Origin of the sequence: Brevibacterium sp. 2SA, assembly GCF_005502845.1 — a bacterium.
GTDB lineage: Bacteria > Actinomycetota > Actinomycetes > Actinomycetales > Brevibacteriaceae > Brevibacterium.
The window spans coordinates 1-16,672 of sequence record NZ_SCMW01000066.1 but is presented as its reverse complement, the minus strand read 5'-3'; the positions used below and the strand labels follow the sequence as shown (position 1 = coordinate 16,672).

The 16,672-nt window shown below is 66.9% G+C and carries 14 protein-coding genes and 2 rRNA genes; 10 read left to right on the top strand and 6 right to left on the bottom strand.

What is annotated here, in order from left to right:
• Positions 1-60 precede the first annotated feature (60 nt).
• The 8 genes from FFS20_RS16160 (at position 61) to purQ (ending at position 6,877) form a co-directional block, all read left to right on the top strand.
• Positions 61-1,227 carry an ABC transporter ATP-binding protein gene (locus FFS20_RS16160; RefSeq protein ID WP_137826833.1) on the top strand — a complete coding sequence of 389 codons (1,167 nt, stop codon included), beginning with the start codon at positions 61-63 and terminating at the stop codon, positions 1,225-1,227.
• 1 nt (position 1,228) lies between these two features.
• Entirely contained in the window at positions 1,229-2,380 is a 1,152-nt protein-coding gene (locus FFS20_RS16155; protein ID WP_171007119.1) for a spermidine/putrescine ABC transporter substrate-binding protein, read from the top strand.
• A complete protein-coding gene (locus tag FFS20_RS16150) occupies positions 2,377-3,375 on the top strand; it encodes an ABC transporter permease (protein ID WP_137826831.1) in 999 nt (332 codons plus the stop codon). Before FFS20_RS16155 ends, FFS20_RS16150 begins: the two co-directional genes overlap by 4 nt.
• A 1-nt stretch (position 3,376) precedes the next feature.
• On the top strand, positions 3,377-4,240 hold the full coding sequence (locus FFS20_RS16145) for an ABC transporter permease (protein ID WP_137826830.1): 864 nt from the start codon (positions 3,377-3,379) through the stop codon (positions 4,238-4,240).
• Complete coding sequence (locus tag FFS20_RS18010; protein ID WP_171007118.1) at positions 4,237-4,386, top strand: hypothetical protein; 150 nt, start codon at positions 4,237-4,239, stop codon at positions 4,384-4,386. Before FFS20_RS16145 ends, FFS20_RS18010 begins: the two co-directional genes overlap by 4 nt.
• 1 nt (position 4,387) lies before the next feature.
• A complete protein-coding gene (locus FFS20_RS16140; RefSeq protein ID WP_137826829.1) occupies positions 4,388-5,800 on the top strand; it encodes an FAD-dependent oxidoreductase in 1,413 nt (470 codons plus the stop codon).
• 91 nt (positions 5,801-5,891) lie between these two features.
• A complete protein-coding gene (purS, locus tag FFS20_RS16135) occupies positions 5,892-6,146 on the top strand; it encodes a phosphoribosylformylglycinamidine synthase subunit PurS (protein WP_137826828.1) in 255 nt (84 codons plus the stop codon).
• The gene (purQ, locus tag FFS20_RS16130; protein WP_137826827.1) at positions 6,146-6,877 is read left to right on the top strand and encodes a phosphoribosylformylglycinamidine synthase subunit PurQ; all 732 of its coding nucleotides are present in this window, start codon (positions 6,146-6,148) and stop codon (positions 6,875-6,877) included. Before purS ends, purQ begins: the two co-directional genes overlap by 1 nt.
• A gap of 108 nt (positions 6,878-6,985) precedes the next feature.
• On the opposite strand, the gene FFS20_RS16125 is transcribed toward purQ, so the two are convergent.
• From FFS20_RS16125 to FFS20_RS16115, 3 genes are all read right to left on the bottom strand, one after another.
• The gene (locus FFS20_RS16125) at positions 6,986-8,500 is read right to left on the bottom strand and encodes a hypothetical protein (protein WP_137826826.1); all 1,515 of its coding nucleotides are present in this window, start codon (positions 8,498-8,500) and stop codon (positions 6,986-6,988) included.
• Positions 8,501-9,008: 508 nt separating this feature from the next.
• Positions 9,009-11,264 (bottom strand): ABC transporter ATP-binding protein, encoded by a 2,256-nt coding sequence (locus FFS20_RS16120; RefSeq protein WP_249356909.1) that lies wholly within the window; start codon positions 11,262-11,264, stop codon positions 9,009-9,011.
• A 1-nt stretch (position 11,265) separates the two neighbouring features.
• Positions 11,266-12,999: an ABC transporter ATP-binding protein gene (locus tag FFS20_RS16115; protein ID WP_137826825.1), complete on the bottom strand. Its 1,734-nt coding sequence runs from the start codon at positions 12,997-12,999 to the stop codon at positions 11,266-11,268.
• Positions 13,000-13,203: 204 nt separating this feature from the next.
• On the opposite strand from FFS20_RS16115, the gene FFS20_RS16110 reads away from it, so the two are divergent.
• Entirely contained in the window at positions 13,204-14,400 is a 1,197-nt protein-coding gene (locus FFS20_RS16110) for a DUF6882 domain-containing protein (RefSeq protein ID WP_137826824.1), read from the top strand.
• 95 nt (positions 14,401-14,495) lie between these two features.
• Here the strand turns inward: FFS20_RS16110 and FFS20_RS16105 are convergent, their stop codons facing one another.
• Positions 14,496-15,560, bottom strand: coding sequence for a DoxX family protein (locus FFS20_RS16105; protein WP_249356908.1), 1,065 nt, complete (start codon positions 15,558-15,560; stop codon positions 14,496-14,498).
• Positions 15,561-15,720: 160 nt separating this feature from the next.
• Between FFS20_RS16105 and FFS20_RS16100 the strand changes: the two genes are divergently transcribed.
• Positions 15,721-16,185, top strand: coding sequence for a GNAT family N-acetyltransferase (locus tag FFS20_RS16100; protein ID WP_137826823.1), 465 nt, complete (start codon positions 15,721-15,723; stop codon positions 16,183-16,185).
• Positions 16,186-16,314: 129 nt separating this feature from the next.
• Here the strand turns inward: FFS20_RS16100 and rrf are convergent.
• Positions 16,315-16,434: ribosomal RNA gene (gene rrf, locus FFS20_RS16095) — 5S ribosomal RNA — on the bottom strand.
• A 136-nt stretch (positions 16,435-16,570) separates the two neighbouring features.
• Positions 16,571-16,672, bottom strand: a 23S ribosomal RNA gene (locus tag FFS20_RS18145); the annotation flags it as partial.

Here is a 16,672-nt window from a genome sequence, read left to right as displayed (position 1 = left end):
TACGAAACTTGACACAGCCCACCACCCCTGAAGAGCCCCCACCCCTGAAGAAAGGCCATCATGACCGCTGCCACAGACACCACGGCGGCTCCGCCGTCACCCACCGAGATCTCCCACCTCGAGATCCGCGGGGTGAAGAAGACCTTCGGTGACAACACCGCCATCGAGAAGCTCGACCTCGGGGTGCGTCAGGGAGAGTTCCTCTCGCTGCTCGGCCCATCGGGCTGCGGCAAGACAACACTGCTGCGGATGATCGCCGGATTCGAAGCCCCGACGTCGGGGCAGATCCTCCTCGACGGCCGGGACATCGTCGCGTTGCCACCGCACCGACGCCCCGTCAACACCGTGTTCCAGTCGTATCTGCTCTTCCCCCACATGAACATCGCCGACAACATCGCCTACGGCCTCAAGCAGTCGAAGACACCGAAGGCTGAGATCGCCGACCGCGTTCGCGATGCGCTCTCCCTCGTGCGGATGGAGGAGTTCGCCGACCGCAAGCCCGAACAGCTCTCGGGAGGACAGCAGCAGCGCATCGCTCTGGCACGGGCACTGGTCAACCGACCCCAGGTCCTCCTCCTCGACGAACCGATGTCGGCCCTCGATCGGAAGCTGCGCGAAGAGATGCAGCTTGAGCTCAAACGCCTGCATGCCAAGCTCGACACCACCTTCGTCTTCGTCACCCACGATCAGGAGGAGGCCCTGGCGATGAGCGATCGCATCGTCGTCATGTACGACGGCGTCATTCAGCAGATCGGGTCCGGTGAGGAGATCTACGCCGACCCCGCCAACGGCTTCGTCGCCGGCTTCATCGGCAAGCAGAACTTCGTGCCCGCCGAGGTGACCTCCCTCGACGGAGAATTCGCGACGCTGCGCACGGCGAACACGGTGATGGAGACGACGCAGCGCGAGGCCCGCCCCGCCTCGGCGACGGGTACGACCCGGCAGCTCGACGTCGGTGACCGCGTGCGGGTGGCGATCCGTCCCGAACGGATGCGGGTGTCCCCGGCCCGCGGTGAGGTGCCGGGGCCGAATGCCGCGCGCGGACGGGTGCTGTCGACATCGTTCCTCGGCGATGTCGTCCAGTACATGGTCGTCGTCGGCGACAACGACGAGATCCTTGCCCGGGTTCCCGCAGCCGGCCAGCCGGTCCTCGGCGCCGACGCCGAGGTCGATCTCAGCTGGGATGCCGACGCCGTAGCTGTCTACGGCGCAGAGGACGGTGCCTGAGATGCCCGATGTGCACTTCCTGGCGCCGCGGGCGGCGGCGAAGCGGCTGAGCCGGCGTGCCGTGCTCGCCGGGTTCGGCGTCGTCGGCCTCGGGGCTCTGAGCGCGTGCGGGAGGACAACGAAGATGGCGGCGTCTCCTCCCGTCGACGGTGAGCTCGAGTCGAAGCTCAACCTCTACTCCTGGGGCGACTACGACAACCCCGACCTCATCGAAGCCTTCAAGGATGAGTACGACGTCCTCGTCCAGGTCGACTCGTACGGATCGAACGAGGAGCTCATCGCTAAGCTCTCGACGTCCCGGGGCACGTCGGGCTACGACGTCGTCGTCCCGACGGGGTCGAACATCCCGCAGATGCTCAACCACAATCTGCTCCAGCGACTCGACCTCTCGCTCATCCCGAACTTCGCCCACATGGATCCGAACTTCACTCGCCAGTACTTCGATCCCGAGAACGAGTACTCGATCTGCAAAGCATGGGGAACGACGGGATTCGTCTACGACACGACGACGATCCCGCGAGACCTGACCAGCTGGCAGGACTTCATCGACACCGCGCAGCAGGAGGCCGCGGGCACGACCTCGCTGCTCGAAGACCCCTGGGAAGTCAGCGCGATCGCCCTTGCCGCCCTCGGATACAGCCTCAACACCGAGGACGAGAGCGAGCTCGAGGAGGCCCGGGCAATCGTCGTCGACCAGCTCGCCCCGAACACGAAGGCCTACATCGGCAATGTCGCCACCGGCATGATCCAGGGCAGCTTCACTCTCCTCCAGGCGTTCAACGGCGACGCCAGGCAGGGGCTGTCGGAAGTCCCGAACCCCGACGATTGGAAGTTCGTGTTCCCCACTCCTTCGGCAAACCTGTGGATGGACAACTGGTCGATCGCCACGGGTGCACCCCACCCGGACTCCGCGCACGCCTTCATCAACCAGATGATCTCCCCGGAGACCGCAGTCGACCAGCTCGACTACATCGGCTATCCGATCGGGACGAAGGGTCTGGCGGAGGCGGCCAAGCAGGCCGACCTCAGCGAACAGGACCTCATCTTCCCCACCCAGGAGGTCCTCGACCGACTGGAGCCGAGCAAGCAGACCCCGGCAGATCAGATCAGAACCCAGATCTACGCCGACGCACAGGCAAGGAGCGGAGCATGAGCACATCCTCCCAGCCGCTGACCGACGGCACCGCCGAGGCGGCATCCGATCGCAGAGGAACAGAGCAGGGCGGCACGGCAGCGTCACGAACCAGGCGGCTCTCCGCTCGCATCTTCGGCGCCTCTGCAATGTCGTTCCCGACGTGGGCGTACGCGCTCTTCTTCTTCATCATCCCTGTCGCCTTGGTCATCTTCTACAGCTTCGGCTACAAGCCCGACCAGTTCACCGCAGTCGCCACTGACCAGCTCTCCTTCGACCGCTATCCCGAAGCTCTGTCGGCGAGCTTCGTCACGACGTTCTTCGCGACCCTGCGGATCTCAATCCTCGGCACGCTGCTGTGCCTGCTCATCGCACTGCCCTTCGCATACTGGCTGGCGATCAAGGTCTCCCCCGCCCACCGGTCACTGGCCCTCGCCCTCGTCATGGTCCCTTTCTGGACGAACTTCCTCGTCCGCACCCTGGGCTGGCAGATCATGCTCTCCCCGGACGGCTTCCTCTCGCAGTGGATGCAGGGCATCGGTCTTCTCGATGCGCCCCTCGACATCCTCTACACTCGCGCGGCGGTTCAGATCGGCGTCGTCTACAACTACCTGCCGCTGATGATCCTCCCGCTGTTCGTCGCCATCGACGCCTCGGGAAAGAAGCTGCGGGAAGCCAGCTACGACCTCGGCGCCGGCAAGGTGACGACGTTCCTCCGGGTCACCCTGCCCATGGCGATGCCTGGCATCGTCTCCGGATGTCTGCTGGTCTTCATTCCGCTCAACGGCGACTACGTCACCGCCACCGTCCTCGGCGGAGCGAGCGGGTCGATGATCGGGCAGCTCATCGCCAACCAATTCAACACGGCCCAGAACTGGGCGCTCGGAGCGGCGATGGCGATGATCCTCATCATCGCCACCCTCGCCGTCGTCGGTCTGGGCTTCGCCCTGCTCTGGGTGGGACAGAGGATCGCGGCGCGGCTGGGCAGTGTGCCGCTGACGGACGGGAAGGTCTGACATGTCGAAGAAGAACACGTTCGCCAGGAGGACACCCACTGACATCGGCCTCCATGTCTGGGGCATCCTCGTCTTCATCTACCTGTTCATTCCGATCGCCGTCATCATCGCGTACTCGTTCAACACCGGCAGGGTGCTCGCGAACTTCCGCGGCTTCGGGCTCGACGCCTACATCGCCGGCCTCAACAACGACATCATCATCTCCTCGGTCGTGACCAGCCTCCAGGCCGCCGTCGGCGCTGCAATCGTCTCGACGGTCTTCGGCACCCTCGGAGGGGTGGCACTCGCCCGCGCGCCGAAGGGCGCCTGGTGGGCGCTCGGGCTCACCGGCGTCCTCGCCCTGACCCTTGTCACTCCGGAGATCGTCGACGGCATCTCGTTCCTGCCGTGGTTCGTCACCCTCGGCGTCGACTGGGGGCTGACACCGCTCAACAACGGCCTCGTGCGCCTCATCATCTCCCACGCGATGTTCTCCATGGCGATCGTCACCTTCATCGTCCGCGCCCGGCTCGCGGGCATCGACTCCGAACTCGAGGACGCCGCGGCGGACCTCGGCGCGAGCCCGTGGCGGCAGTTCCGGGACATCACCCTGCCGATCGCCGCGCCGGGCATCCTCGCCGGAGCCCTCATGTCGTTCACCGTCAGTCTCGACAACACCATCCTCTCGAGCTTCGTGCAGCAGCCCGGCTACACCCCGTGGCCGGTCTACATCTTCTCCGCCGTCCGAGTCGCACTGCGCCCCGAGGTCGCGGCGATCTCGACGGTGATGTTCCTACTCACCCTCGCCGCCCTGGCATTCGTCGCCTTCGTCCTCCGCAAGGCCGGCGGCAGTTCGACGGAGATCATCAAGACCATGGCAGGATGAGCGCCGAGGCGGTGCGCATCCCCGCCGTCGACGATCAGTTCCAGCACCCCTACCACCAGCACCACCAGTACCAGCACCACCAGTGCCGTCCGGCGGACCGACCGTCGGCAGGCAGAAGCGATGCCGCAAGGCAGAAAGCGAAGTGACATGGACGTCAAAGCCGCATTGGCCGACGCCTCCACCGTTCCGTTCTGGCTCGACACCGACGCCCGGCCGCAGCCGCTGCCGCCGCTGGCGCGGGATCTCGAGGCCGATCTCGTCGTCGTCGGCGGCGGGTTCACCGGGCTGTGGACCGCCCTGCAGGCGAAGGAGCGCGACCCCGACCGGCACGTCGTCCTCCTCGAGGCGAACACCGTCGGCTGGGCGGCCTCGGGCCGCAACGGCGGGTTCTGCGCCGCCAGCCTCACCCACGGCTACGACAACGGGGAGTCGCATCTGCCGGCGGAGAACGAGCGCCTGGCAGCCCTCGGCCGGGAGAACCTCGACGCGATCGAGGCCGCCGTCTCCCGCTACGGCATGGACTGCGAGTTCGAACGCACCGGCGAGCTCGACGTCGCGACCGAGGACTACCAGGTCCCCGGCCTGCGGGAGGCCCACGACCCCGACGCCGGGTTCGTCTTCCTCACCCAGGAGGAGCTCGCGACGGTCGTGAAGTCCCCGACGTACAAGGGCGCGCTGTGGGACTCACAGGAGGTCGCGATGCTCAACCCGGCGAAGCTGTGCTGGGAGCTGCTGCGCGTCATCCGGGACCTCGGCGTCGAGGTCTACGAGGGCACGAAGGTCACCGACGTCAGCGACCGGAAGCAGACGGTCGCGGTGAGCACCGAACCGGTCTCCGGTGCCGCCACGGCAGCCGGGGCGGCGACGATCACGGCGCAGCGGGTGGCACTGGCGACGAACGTCTTCCCCTCCCTCCTCAAGCGGGCGAGCCTCCGCACCGTGCCCGTCTACGACTATGCGCTGATGACGGAACCCCTCAGCGACGACCAGATGGCGGCGATCGGCTGGGAGGGCCGGCAGGGCATCGGCGACTGCGCGAACCGCTTCCACTACTACCGACTCACGGCCGACAACCGCATCCTCTTCGGCGGCTGGGACGCCGTCTACCACTACGGGCGGCAGGTGTCGTGGAAGTACGACCAGAACCAGGCGACCTTCGAAACCCTCGCCCGGCACTTCTACGAGACGTTCCCGCAGCTGGCGGACGTGAAGTTCACCCACAAATGGGGTGGGGCCATCGACACGTGCTCCCGGTTCTTCGCGTTCTTCGTCACCGCCTATGACCGGAAGGTCGCGATGGCGGCCGGGTTCACCGGCCTCGGCGTCGGCGCCTCACGGTTCGCCGGCACCGTCATGCTCGACCTGCTCTCCGGTGAGGAGACCGAGCTGACGCAGCTGGAGATGGTGCGCAAGCGGCCGCTGCCGTTCCCGCCCGAACCGGTGGCATGGCTCGGCATCAGGATGACGACGAACGCTCTCATCAAGGCCGATGAGAACCAGGGCCGGCGCGGTCCGCTGCTCAAGGTCCTCGACGCCGTCGGCATGGGCTTCGACTCCTGAGCCGCCGGGCCGGGCTCCTCTGCGCGCTTGATAGACTTTTCCCGAGCGCGGGAGGAGCTCCCGCGCCCCGTTGTGAAGGAGTCAAACACGCATGGCACGTGTCGTCGTTGAAGTGATGCCCAAGCCCGAGATCCTCGACCCGCAGGGCAAAGCGATCTCCGGTGGTCTCGCTCGACTGGGGTTCCCCGGTTTCGGTGAGGTCAGGCAGGGCAAGCGCTTCGAACTCGAGGTCGAGGGAGAAGCCACCGACGAGGTGCTCGCCCAGGCGCGCGAAGCCGCCGAGACTCTCCTGTCGAACCCCGTCATCGAGAACGTCGTCGCCGTCCGCGTCGCCGAGGACGCCTGATGACGGCCACCGCCGCAACCGACTCCGCGACGGCGTCGGCGTCCGGTCCGAGAATCGGCGTCGTCACGTTCCCCGGCACCCTCGACGACCGTGACGCGGCCCGCGCTGTCACCCTCGCGGGCGCCTCGGCGGTCAATCTCTGGCACGCTGACTCCACGCTCTCCGGCGTCGATGCGGTCATCCTGCCCGGCGGGTTCTCCTATGGGGACTACCTGCGGGCCGGGGCGATCGCCCGCTTCGCCCCGATCATGGACGCCGTCGTCGCGGCCGCGAACGCCGGGATGCCGGTGCTCGGCATCTGCAACGGCTTCCAGGTCCTCTGCGAGTCCCATCTGCTGCCCGGGGCGCTCATCCGCAACGAGGACCAGCACTTCGTCTGCCGCGACCAGGATCTCCTCGTGGAGAACGCGGACACCGCGTGGACCGGTGACTACGAGCAGGGCCAGACGATCACGATTCCGCTGAAGAACGGCGAGGGCGGCTACGTTGCCACCGACGAGGTGCTCGACGAGCTCGAGACGACCGGTCGCGTCGTCTTCCGCTACCAGGGTCTCAACCCCAACGGCTCGCTGCGCGACATCGCCGGCATCACGAATGAGGCGGGCAACGTCGTCGGACTCATGCCTCACCCCGAGCACGCTGTCGAGGCCGGCTACGGCCCCGCGAGCACCGGTGTCGACGGGCAGGGATTCTTCTCGTCAGCCGTGCGCACTCTGCTCGCGTCCCGCTGAGCGCAGACACGCGAATCGGTCCCGGTTCCCCGACTCAACCTCGGGGACCGGGACCGATCTCGTTTCGCCGTCCGGCCGGGACGAGTCACCGACCTGACGGGAGTTCTGTCATCCCTTCAGCTGTCCGCGGCGGCGGGCGAAGAGGACCGCTCCCGCTCCTGCGAGGATGAGGATGGCGCCGGCGCCGAGACCGGTGAGTTCTGCACCGGTGCGGGGCATCGACCCGTTGTTGCCGCCGCCGGAACCTCCCCCGCCGTTACCGCCGCCGCCACCGCCACCGGAGCCGGTGACCGTGAACCCGCTGTTCATGACGTAGTCGCCGCAGGTGGCTTGGACGGTGTACTTCCCGACGTACGCCGCGGGATCGTTCTCCAAACCGTAGGTCTGCACCGCGGCGACATCTCCGCCGTCGGCCGGGGCCGTCCGGTCGTAGAGGAGGACGTCGCTGCTGTTCCAGACCTGGAAGCGGACCTCATCGGCGACCAGGCAGTCGACGACCGCCATCGTCACGCCCTTGTCGCGGTTGACGAAGTCGGCGCCGGAGATCGTCTCCGGCCAGACCGAGAGGGTGGGCTCAAGGGTCTCATCGCCGTCCGCGGTGACCGTGAACGTGCCCTCCTGGAACATGTCACCGCAATCGGCCGTGACGAGGTACTGGCCGATGAACGCGTCCGGGTCGGTATCGCCGACCTCGGGAACCCAGGTCACCACGGCGGCGGTGTCCTCGCCGGCTTCCTGGCTCGCTTCGAAGACCACGGTATCCGGGTCGTAGGCGGTGGTGATCATGATGTTGACGTCGGAATCCATCCGGCAGCCGGACATCATCACGGTCACACCACTGGTGAGGAAGTCGGAGACCTGCTGCGAACCCGGGGTGATGTCGAGAGTCGTGCCCGATGGCGGCGGCTCGGTCTCGTCACCGACGACGGTGGCGCTGGCCGAATACGTCTCGTTCTGGTCGCCGCGCTGAACGCTGACGGTCACCGTGACGGTGTCGCCGGGCTCGTACGCGGCCTCGGTGTAGTACACACCGGTGAATGAACCGTCGGCGTCCACGGTTGCGTGACTGCCGTCGCCGTCGCCCCATCCGATGCCATCTCCTTCGAGGACACCGTCGACGAAGAAGCGAATGCCTTTGTCGGGGTCGCTGAGGTCCGACACGGTGACCTCATCGGACTCGAGGTACATGGTGGCGTCGATCGGCTCATCTGTGGGGGATTCCGTCGGGGTCTCGGTGGGGGTGCCTTCGACGTCCGCTTCGGCGGGGGTCGAGGGATCGGTGGAGCCATCGGTCGCGGCTTCGTCCGTCGCACCGGACGAATCATCGCTGCCGGTGGAGTCGTCGCTGCCCGAGGTGTCGGCGGTGCTCATGTCACCGCCGGAGGAGTCGTCGGTTCCCTGCGACGTGGAGTCATCGGTGCCGGTGTCCGTACCGGTGTCGGTGCCGGTGTCCGTGGTGTCGCCGGGCGGGGTTCCGCCGTCAGCGCTGCCGTCGGGATCCGGCATCGCCATGAGAGTCGTCTGCCCCGCTGCTCCGTCCGCTGCCACGGAGGCGGCGGCCGGCAGGGAGCCCATGGTGGCGACGGCGAGTGCCACCGTCGTCGCGAGGATGAGGCGTTTCATGATCGTCCTTCCAGCGGGGCCTGGAGCTGCCACGGTGCTCGTGGCTGCTTGTCGAGGACACTACGTCTGTGCGCCGCGACTGGGGACTTATGAACATTGAGTTCATGACGATTCTGTGATGCAGGTCACGGCATCCTGTTATCGTTTCGTCACTGTTCGGATGATGGGCGCGCACGGTGGGGTCCGTCGCGGACCTCGGCGCCGTTCGCACGCCGGCAACCCGGTGTCCCAGGTGGCGCCGGATTCTCCGGTCGGTCCGAAGGACGTCGGACAGTCGGTGTCGAACGATCCGGGGACATCGCACAGGCCGCCATGCCGACATCACGATTCGGCAGACCCCGCCGTCGAAGCCCGAAAATCGTTACCACGTGAACCTGTTGACATGCGCACCGCGGAGTGGGTGTGCGCACTCACGGGCCGAGGCCTGCCGCTCCGCTGGTCGGGGACGGCGAAGGCCCCCGAGCGTGTCCCTCGGGGGCCTTCAGCGGTCGTCAGCGCCGCGGGTCGGTCAGTCCGTTCCCCTCCCGCCGAGCGGCGGCTGGGCCTCTGAGCGACCGCCCCCGTCGGTCGACGCGTCGTTGCGCGCACCGGGCTCATCCCTGACCTCGGCAGACTCCCGCGCCCCGGCGGCAGCCTCCTCCGGACCAGCGGCAGCCTCCTCGGCCACTGCGGCGTCGCCGGCGTCCTCAGCCAGCGCCGCAGCATCGGCGGCGATCCCCGGCTCGGTCTCCGCCTCGGCGAGGACCTCGGCGGTGAAGTGCTCCTCGGCGTCCTCACCTCGGAACTGCGACATGTAGAGGCGGTAGTACGCGCCCTCTGCGGCGAGGAGCTCCTCGTGGTTGCCGTGTTCGACGATCGCACCGTTCTCCATGACGAGGATGGTGTCGGCATCGCGGATCGTCGAGAGCCGGTGTGCGATGACGAACGACGTCCGGTCGGTGCGCAGGGCGGCCATCGCCTGCTGCACGAGCAGCTCGGTGCGGGTGTCCACCGACGAGGTCGCCTCGTCGAGGATGAGCAGCGAGGGATCGGCGAGGAACGCCCGGGCGATCGTGATGAGCTGGCGCTCACCGGCGGAGACGCTGCCGCCGTCGGCGTCGATGACGGTGTCGTAGCCATCGGGCAGCTGACGGACGAAGCGGTCGACCATCGTCGCCTTCGCGGCGTCGATGACCTCCTCGTCGGTGGCGTCGAGTCGTCCGTACCGGATGTTCTCGCGGATCGAGCCCTCGAACAGCCACGCATCCTGGAGCACCATGCCCACGTGCGACCGGAGGTCGGCACGGGTGAGGTCGCGGATGTCGATCCCGTCGAGGTAGATCGTCCCGCCGGTGAGCTCGTAGAAGCGCATGACGAGGTTGACCAGCGTCGTCTTGCCGGCACCCGTGGGACCGACGATCGCGACCGTGTGGCCGGGGTCGGCGGTGAAGGAGACATCCTCGATGAGCGGGGTCTCCGCGGTGTAGCGGAAGCTGACATGCGAGAAGTCGACCCGTCCGGGAGTCCGCGGAGGCAGGGCGGCCGTCGCCTCGTCGGGCTCCTCCTCGTCGGCGTCGAGGAGTTCGAACGTGCGCTCGGCCGAGGCAACACCGGATTGGAGCATGTTCGCCACTCCGGCCATCTCCGAGATCGGCTGCGAGAACTCCCGCGAGTACTGGATGAACGCCGTGGCGTCGCCGAGTGTCATCTGCCCCGAGGCCACCCGCAGGCCGCCGGCGACGGCGATGAGGACGTAGCTGAGGTACGACACGAACTGCATCGAGGGCATGATCATCCCGGAGACGAACTGCGCCCCCGAGGATGCGGCGTAGAGCTCTTCGTTGCGGCGGTCGAACTCGTCGAGCATGACCTTGTCACGACCGAAGGCCCGCACGACGTCGAGCCCCGAGAACGACTCCTCGACGTGGCCGTTGACCTCACCGGTGTACTTCCACTGCGCTTTGAACTTCTTCTGCGCCTGGGAGCCGATGACACCGGCGATGATCGCCGACAGCGGCAGGGCGATGAGGGCGAGCAGCGCGAGCTGCCACGAGACGATGAACATCATCACGCCGATGCCGACGATCGTCAGCGCGGATTGGACGAGTTGGGAGAACGCCTGCTGGAGGGCCTGCTGGATGTTGTCGACGTCGTTCGTCACCCGCGACATGACATCGCCGCGCTGGCGAGTGTCGAAGTACCGCAGCGGGAGCCGGTTGATCTTGCGCTCGATGTCCTCACGGAGGCGGTAAACGACGCGCATGACGAGGGCGTTGAGGATGTAGCCCTGCGCCCACATGAGCATCGAGGCGACGAGGTACATGAGGAGGACGATGATGATGATCTGCCCGAGCGCCGTGAAGTCGATGCCCTGACCGGGGACGACACCGGCAGTCGCGAGCATGTCGGCGTAGTCGTCGCGGCCTTCGGCACGGGCGCCGGCGATGATGTCCTCGATGTTCGCGCCCGCCGGCAGCTGGGCGCCGATGACTCCGGAGTAGACGACGTCCATCGCCTTGCCGAGCACCTTCGGGGCGATGACGGTGAGGACGACCGAGCCGACGACGAGGAGGACGACCTTGACGAGTCCGGCCTTCTCCTCGGCCATGAGTCCGAAGAGGCGCTTGACCGAGGGCCAGAAGTGCTTGGCCTTCCGCGGCGGGGTGCCGCCGAACATGTCTCCGTCGGCTTCGGAGGGAATGAAGTCCTCGGCGAGTTCGGCCTCGGCGGTGGCGGCAGCGGTCGTGCCTGAGGTCTCTGCGGTCGTCGGATCCTTCTTCGCCATGTCAGTTCACTCCTTCCGCGGTCAGTTGGGATTCGACGATCTCCTGATAGGTCGAGTTCGTCTCGAGCAGTTCGTCGTGGGTGCCCCGGCCGACGATCTTCCCGTCGTCGAGGACGAGGATCTGGTCGGCGTCGCGGATCGTCGAGACGCGCTGGGCGACGACGATGACCGTCGCCTCCCCCGTCGTCTCGGCCAGGGCGTCGCGCAGTCGGGCATCGGTGGCGACGTCGAGCGCGGAGAACGAATCGTCGAAGACGTAGACGAGCGGTTTCGCAGCGAGCGCGCGGGCGATGCAGAGGCGCTGCCGCTGTCCGCCGGAGAAGTTCGTGCCGCCCTGGGACACGCTCTCGTCGAGCCCACCCGGCTTCTCGGCGACGAAGTCCGCGGCCTGCGCGGTCTCCAGCGCCTCCCACAGCTGCGCGTCGTCGGCGTGCTCGCTGCCGAAGCGCAGGTTCGAGGCGATCGTGCCGGAGAACAGGTACGGCTTCTGCGGCACGAGGCCGACGACCTCGGCGAGCTGGTGACGGTTGAAGGCGCTGACCGGAGTCCCGTCGATGAGCACCTGCCCCGACTGCGGGTCGATGAGGCGCGGGATGAGTCCGACGATCGTCGACTTGCCGGATCCGGTCGACCCGATGATCGCCGTCGTCGTACCCGGCCGTGCCGTGAATGAGAGGTCCTCGAGGACGGGGACCTCGGCTCCGGGATAGCCGAAGGTGACGTTCCGGAACTCCAGCTCGCCTCGGCGCGGGAGTTCGTCGACGCCGTCGGGGACGACCATCGACGAGGTGGTCTCGAGGACTTCGCAGATGCGTTCGGCGCAGACGACGGCGCGCGGGATCATCATCATCATGAACACGCCCATCATCACGGCGACGAGGATCTGGAGGAGGTACTGGAGGAACGCGGTGAGCGAGCCGACCTCCATCTGCCCCGCATCGACGCGGTGGCCGCCGAACCAGAGCACGGCGGCGGTGGCGATGTGGAGGATCATCATGATCGCCGGGAACATGAGGACGAAGAGGTTGCCGACCTTGACGGAGGTCTCGGTCAGGGCGCGGTTCGCGTCGGCGTACCGGTCGGCTTCGAAGGGCTCCCGGACGAAGGCGCGGATGACGCGGATGCCGGTGATCTGCTCACGGAGGACGCCGTTGATGTCGTCGACCTGATCCTGCATGCGGCGGAAGAGCGGCATGAGGAGGACGACGAGGATGCCGACGACGATGAAGAGGGTCGGCACGGAGACCCAGACGAGCCAGGATAGCCCCGCATCCTCGCGCAGGGCCATGATGATGCCGCCGATGCACATGATCGGGGTCGAGACCATGAAGTTGAGCGTCATGAGCACGAGCATCTGCACCTGCTGCACGTCATTGGTGTTGCGGGTGATGAGGGTCGCGCTGCCGAACTTCCCCACCTCGAGCGTCGAGAGGCTGTCGACATGACTGTAGATCGCGCGGCGGATGTCGCGGCCCACGCCCATCGCGGTGCGCGCGCCGAAGAAGATCGCGGTGACCGCGGTGATGACCTGGACGAAGCAGACGATGAGCATCGTCATGCCCGTCGACCAGATGAAGTCGGTGTTGCCGGCGGCGACGCCTTCGTCGATGATCCGGGCGTTGAGGCTGGGCAGGTAGAGAGCGGCGATCGTCGAGGCCAGCTGGAGGATGACGACGAAGGCGATGAAGAGCCAATAGGATTTCGCGTATTTCAAGGTGAGGCGCAGAAGTGCCACAGTGTCCGTCCTGGAGGTGAGAAGCCGTTATGACGGCGTCATGAGTTGGAAGAGCGCAACGAACCATCCTACATCGATCGTCCTCCTTCGAGAAGAGCGTGCCATGGTACTGTTCTCGAATCCAGTGGACCACGCGGCACTGACACGGACGCCGGTTCCGCGTGCCTCCTCGCATCTTCGACACGTCCCCGTAGGCTGGAAATCATGAGCACAACACTGCAGGATCTCGTCAATCGCGCCGTCTTCCTCTCCACCGAGATGCAGACGCACTTCGGCAGCGTCATCGCCGGCGCCGCATGGGAGGTGGACTTCTCCGCAGACCCGACTCTCACCTTCGACGTCGAGGGCGATCAGCCGCTGCGCACCCGTCCCCACCTCGTCGGTTCCGAGTCGAGTTCGCAGGGCACGTGGCTGTGGGGCTGGGAGAACATCAACGGGTTCCCCGAGGCGGTCGTCGGCCTCGCCCACGAGGTGCGCAAGTTCGGTGCCGCGGAGGGCATCAGCGATCTCGTCACGCCGGAGATCGACCTCGACGACGAGCTCGCCCTCCGGCTGACGCTCGCGGCGAAGGAGGCGACAGGCAAGTGGGCGCACTATCCGGCCGCCGCCGGTGCCGGCACGACCGTGTGGGTGCTCGTCGACTCCCCCGCCCTCGCCCTGCCCGAACCCACCGTCAAGGCGTCCGTGCGGGCGCTCATGCAGGGGCTGACGCAGACGACGGTCGACGATCACCGGGCGGCGCTCACGGCGTACACCGAACGGCGCGGGATTCCGACGGCCGCTCTGCCCGACGGCGGCGTCCGCATGCTCTTCGCCGACGGCAGCGCCGATCTCAGCTTCGATGAGCAGAGCCGCATCTCCAATTGCGAAGTCCATGCCCCGCTCGAGGGCGAGGCGGCCGACCAGTTCTCCCGGATCACCGGCATCACCGTCACCGAGGCGGCGCCGCAGGAGCCGACGAGCACTGCCGGCGCGCCTGCGGCCGGGTCCCCGGAACGGGCAGCTGCCGCCGACGCGGACCGCTCCCTCGCAGCAGCGGCTTCGGCAGGCACTGCAGCAGCGGCTTCTGCTGGTGCCGCGGCGGACGAGCAGACTCCGCAGACGACTGGCGCAGGCGCTCCGACAGCGTCCACGACGCAGGGCGTCGGCGAGGATGTCGCCGACCGTCGCAGCGAGTCCGCGGAGCCGCAGCGACCCTCCGCCGGCGAGCCCCCCGCCGAGGAGGCTGCTCCTGCGGCCGAGACCGCGTCGCCGTCCGACCGCCCCGAGGCAGAAGCGCCGACCGCTGCTCCGGACGCCCAGCAGGACGAGCGCGCCGCTGAGCGGTCCGCGGCGGATTCCACGACGGACGAACCCAAGGGGAAGAAGAAGGGACTGTTCTCCCGGCTCTTCGGTCGCTGAACACGGCCCCGCTGCCGACACCGAGGCGCCGCACCGGGTGGTGCGGCGCCTCAGTCGCTCCTGGCATGCGCGCGCAGCATCGCGGAGCCGGACACTCACCGGTTGATCGGCTCGCTCGGCTCCCAGCTGAATTCGCGGTCGAAGAGGTAGCGCCGTTCGGGGTCGGTGACGAGAGTGACGTCGAGTCCGTCGCCGGTCAGCCGCACCTGCCCCGAGGAGTCGATCGCGTAGTCGAGGGTGGTCTCGAGCACCGGATCGCGGACGAGCCCCTGATCGCCGTCGAGCTTCGGGAAGAGGGTGACGTCGAGCCGCCCGCTCTCGTCGGACAAGGACCCGCCGTTGCCCGCGGTGTACCTGCCGTCCTGGAAGCTGCCGTCGACGAAACGGATGCTCAGACGCGCTCGACCGTCGACGGCGTTCTGCCCGAAGGCGACCTGGCTGATCTCAGCACCCTTGAGGGTGCGGCTGCCGCTGTCCGTCGCCCGGTAGACCCCGGCGACCGCGGGCACGGGGTCGAGCTGACCCCAGTTCGCGCGGAGCCCGAACGCCACCCCCGACCCGATGATGAGCAGCAGCGCCAGGGCGGGCGACGTCCACCTCGTGATGGCGACGAAAATCCGGTTCGACGAGATCCGACCATGGACGGGCCTGCCGGTGGGCAGCCCGAGCAGGAACCGGCCGAGGCGGATGAGGTTCGGTGCCAGCAGCACGAGTCCGGCCACCGCCATGATGCCCGACAGTTGTTTGACCGGGACGTCGAAGGTGAGGTTGAGAAGGAAGACGACGGACATGTCGACGACGGCGAGGAGCGCTCCGAGCCACACGGTGCGGCGGAAGAGGAGGAGGACCGCCGCGAGCACCTCGGCGAGACCGGCGAGCACCTGGACTGTGGGAGAGAACGCCATGAACCGCCAGAGCACGCCCATCGGGCTCATCTCACCGTATTGGACGAGCGCGTCGGAGAAGTCCGCGGAGCCCATCTGGATGAGGTAGACCTTCGACCATCCGTAGATGAGCAGGTAGCCTGCGAGCCAGATCCGGGGCACCCAGTGGGCCGCCCAGAGTGCGCTGAAGAGGATGGACCGTGTCCGTGATGATCGTCGTGGCGCCGCATCGTCGGCATCCGGTTGGGCCTGAGTGGGTGCTGTGTCATTGCGCATGGCTTCAGGCTATGCGCGCCGGGGCGGTCCCCTCCATCCGGAATCCACACCGACCGAGGGTGGGAAAACCCCACCACGTCCCAGGGGCGGAGGAATGGAATGGACGGGATCGAGTTCCCCACAGATTGACCGCGGGGCGGTGGGACCGTTGAATGAAGCCATGATCACGATCGCTCCGGCCGACTTCTCCGATCCGGCCCTCCTCGATTTCCTCCAGCAACACCTCGCCGATATGTCCCCGACGGCCCCGGAGGGATCACGGCATGCCCTCGATGCGAGCGGTCTGCAGAACCCCGGTGTCCGCCTGTGGGCGGCACACGATGAGCCCTTCCTCGTCGGCACGATCGCGCTGGCCGAACTTGAGTCCGGGCATGAGGAGATCAAGAGCATGCGGACGTCTCCGGTGCATCGTGGGAAGGGAGTCGCATCCCGCCTCCTCGAGCATGCGCTCGGTGACGCGCGCTCGCGCGGGATCGAACGGGTGTCACTTGAGACGGGGAGCATGGAGTTCTTCGCGCCGGCCCGAGCCCTGTATCGCAAGGCGGGATTCGTCGAGACCGATCCCTTCGGGAGCTACCGTAAGGATCCGCACAGCGTCTTCATGACTCTGTCGCTGACGACATGACGCTGCAGGCAGGGACGATAGCGTTCACCTCTGAAAGAAGAACGAATCCGTCAGCGTTCCGTGAATGCAAAAAGGGAGGGGACCCTGGTCCAACCAATTGTTGAACCAGGATCCCCTCCCCAAAGAATATTGCGGCAGTCACTTACTCTCCCACAACCACCAAGTTGCAGTACCATCAGCATGACATGGGCTTAGCTACCGGGATCGGAACGGTTAACCGGGCGTTTCCCCACCACTATCACCACCGCAAAACTCAACCAACCACCCACACACTTACCTGTGTGTGGTAATGGTCCAAGAACCGCACAGCGAACGCGAACACCACAATGTGATCACACCAAAAACACTTAATCGTTACTCCCGCACACACCAACCCGTTCATGGGTTGTGTGAGTGATCGGCGTATTAGTACCAGTCAACTCCACACATTGCTGTGCTTCCATACCCGGCCTATCAACCCAGTGTTCTCCTGGGCACCTCCCCCCAA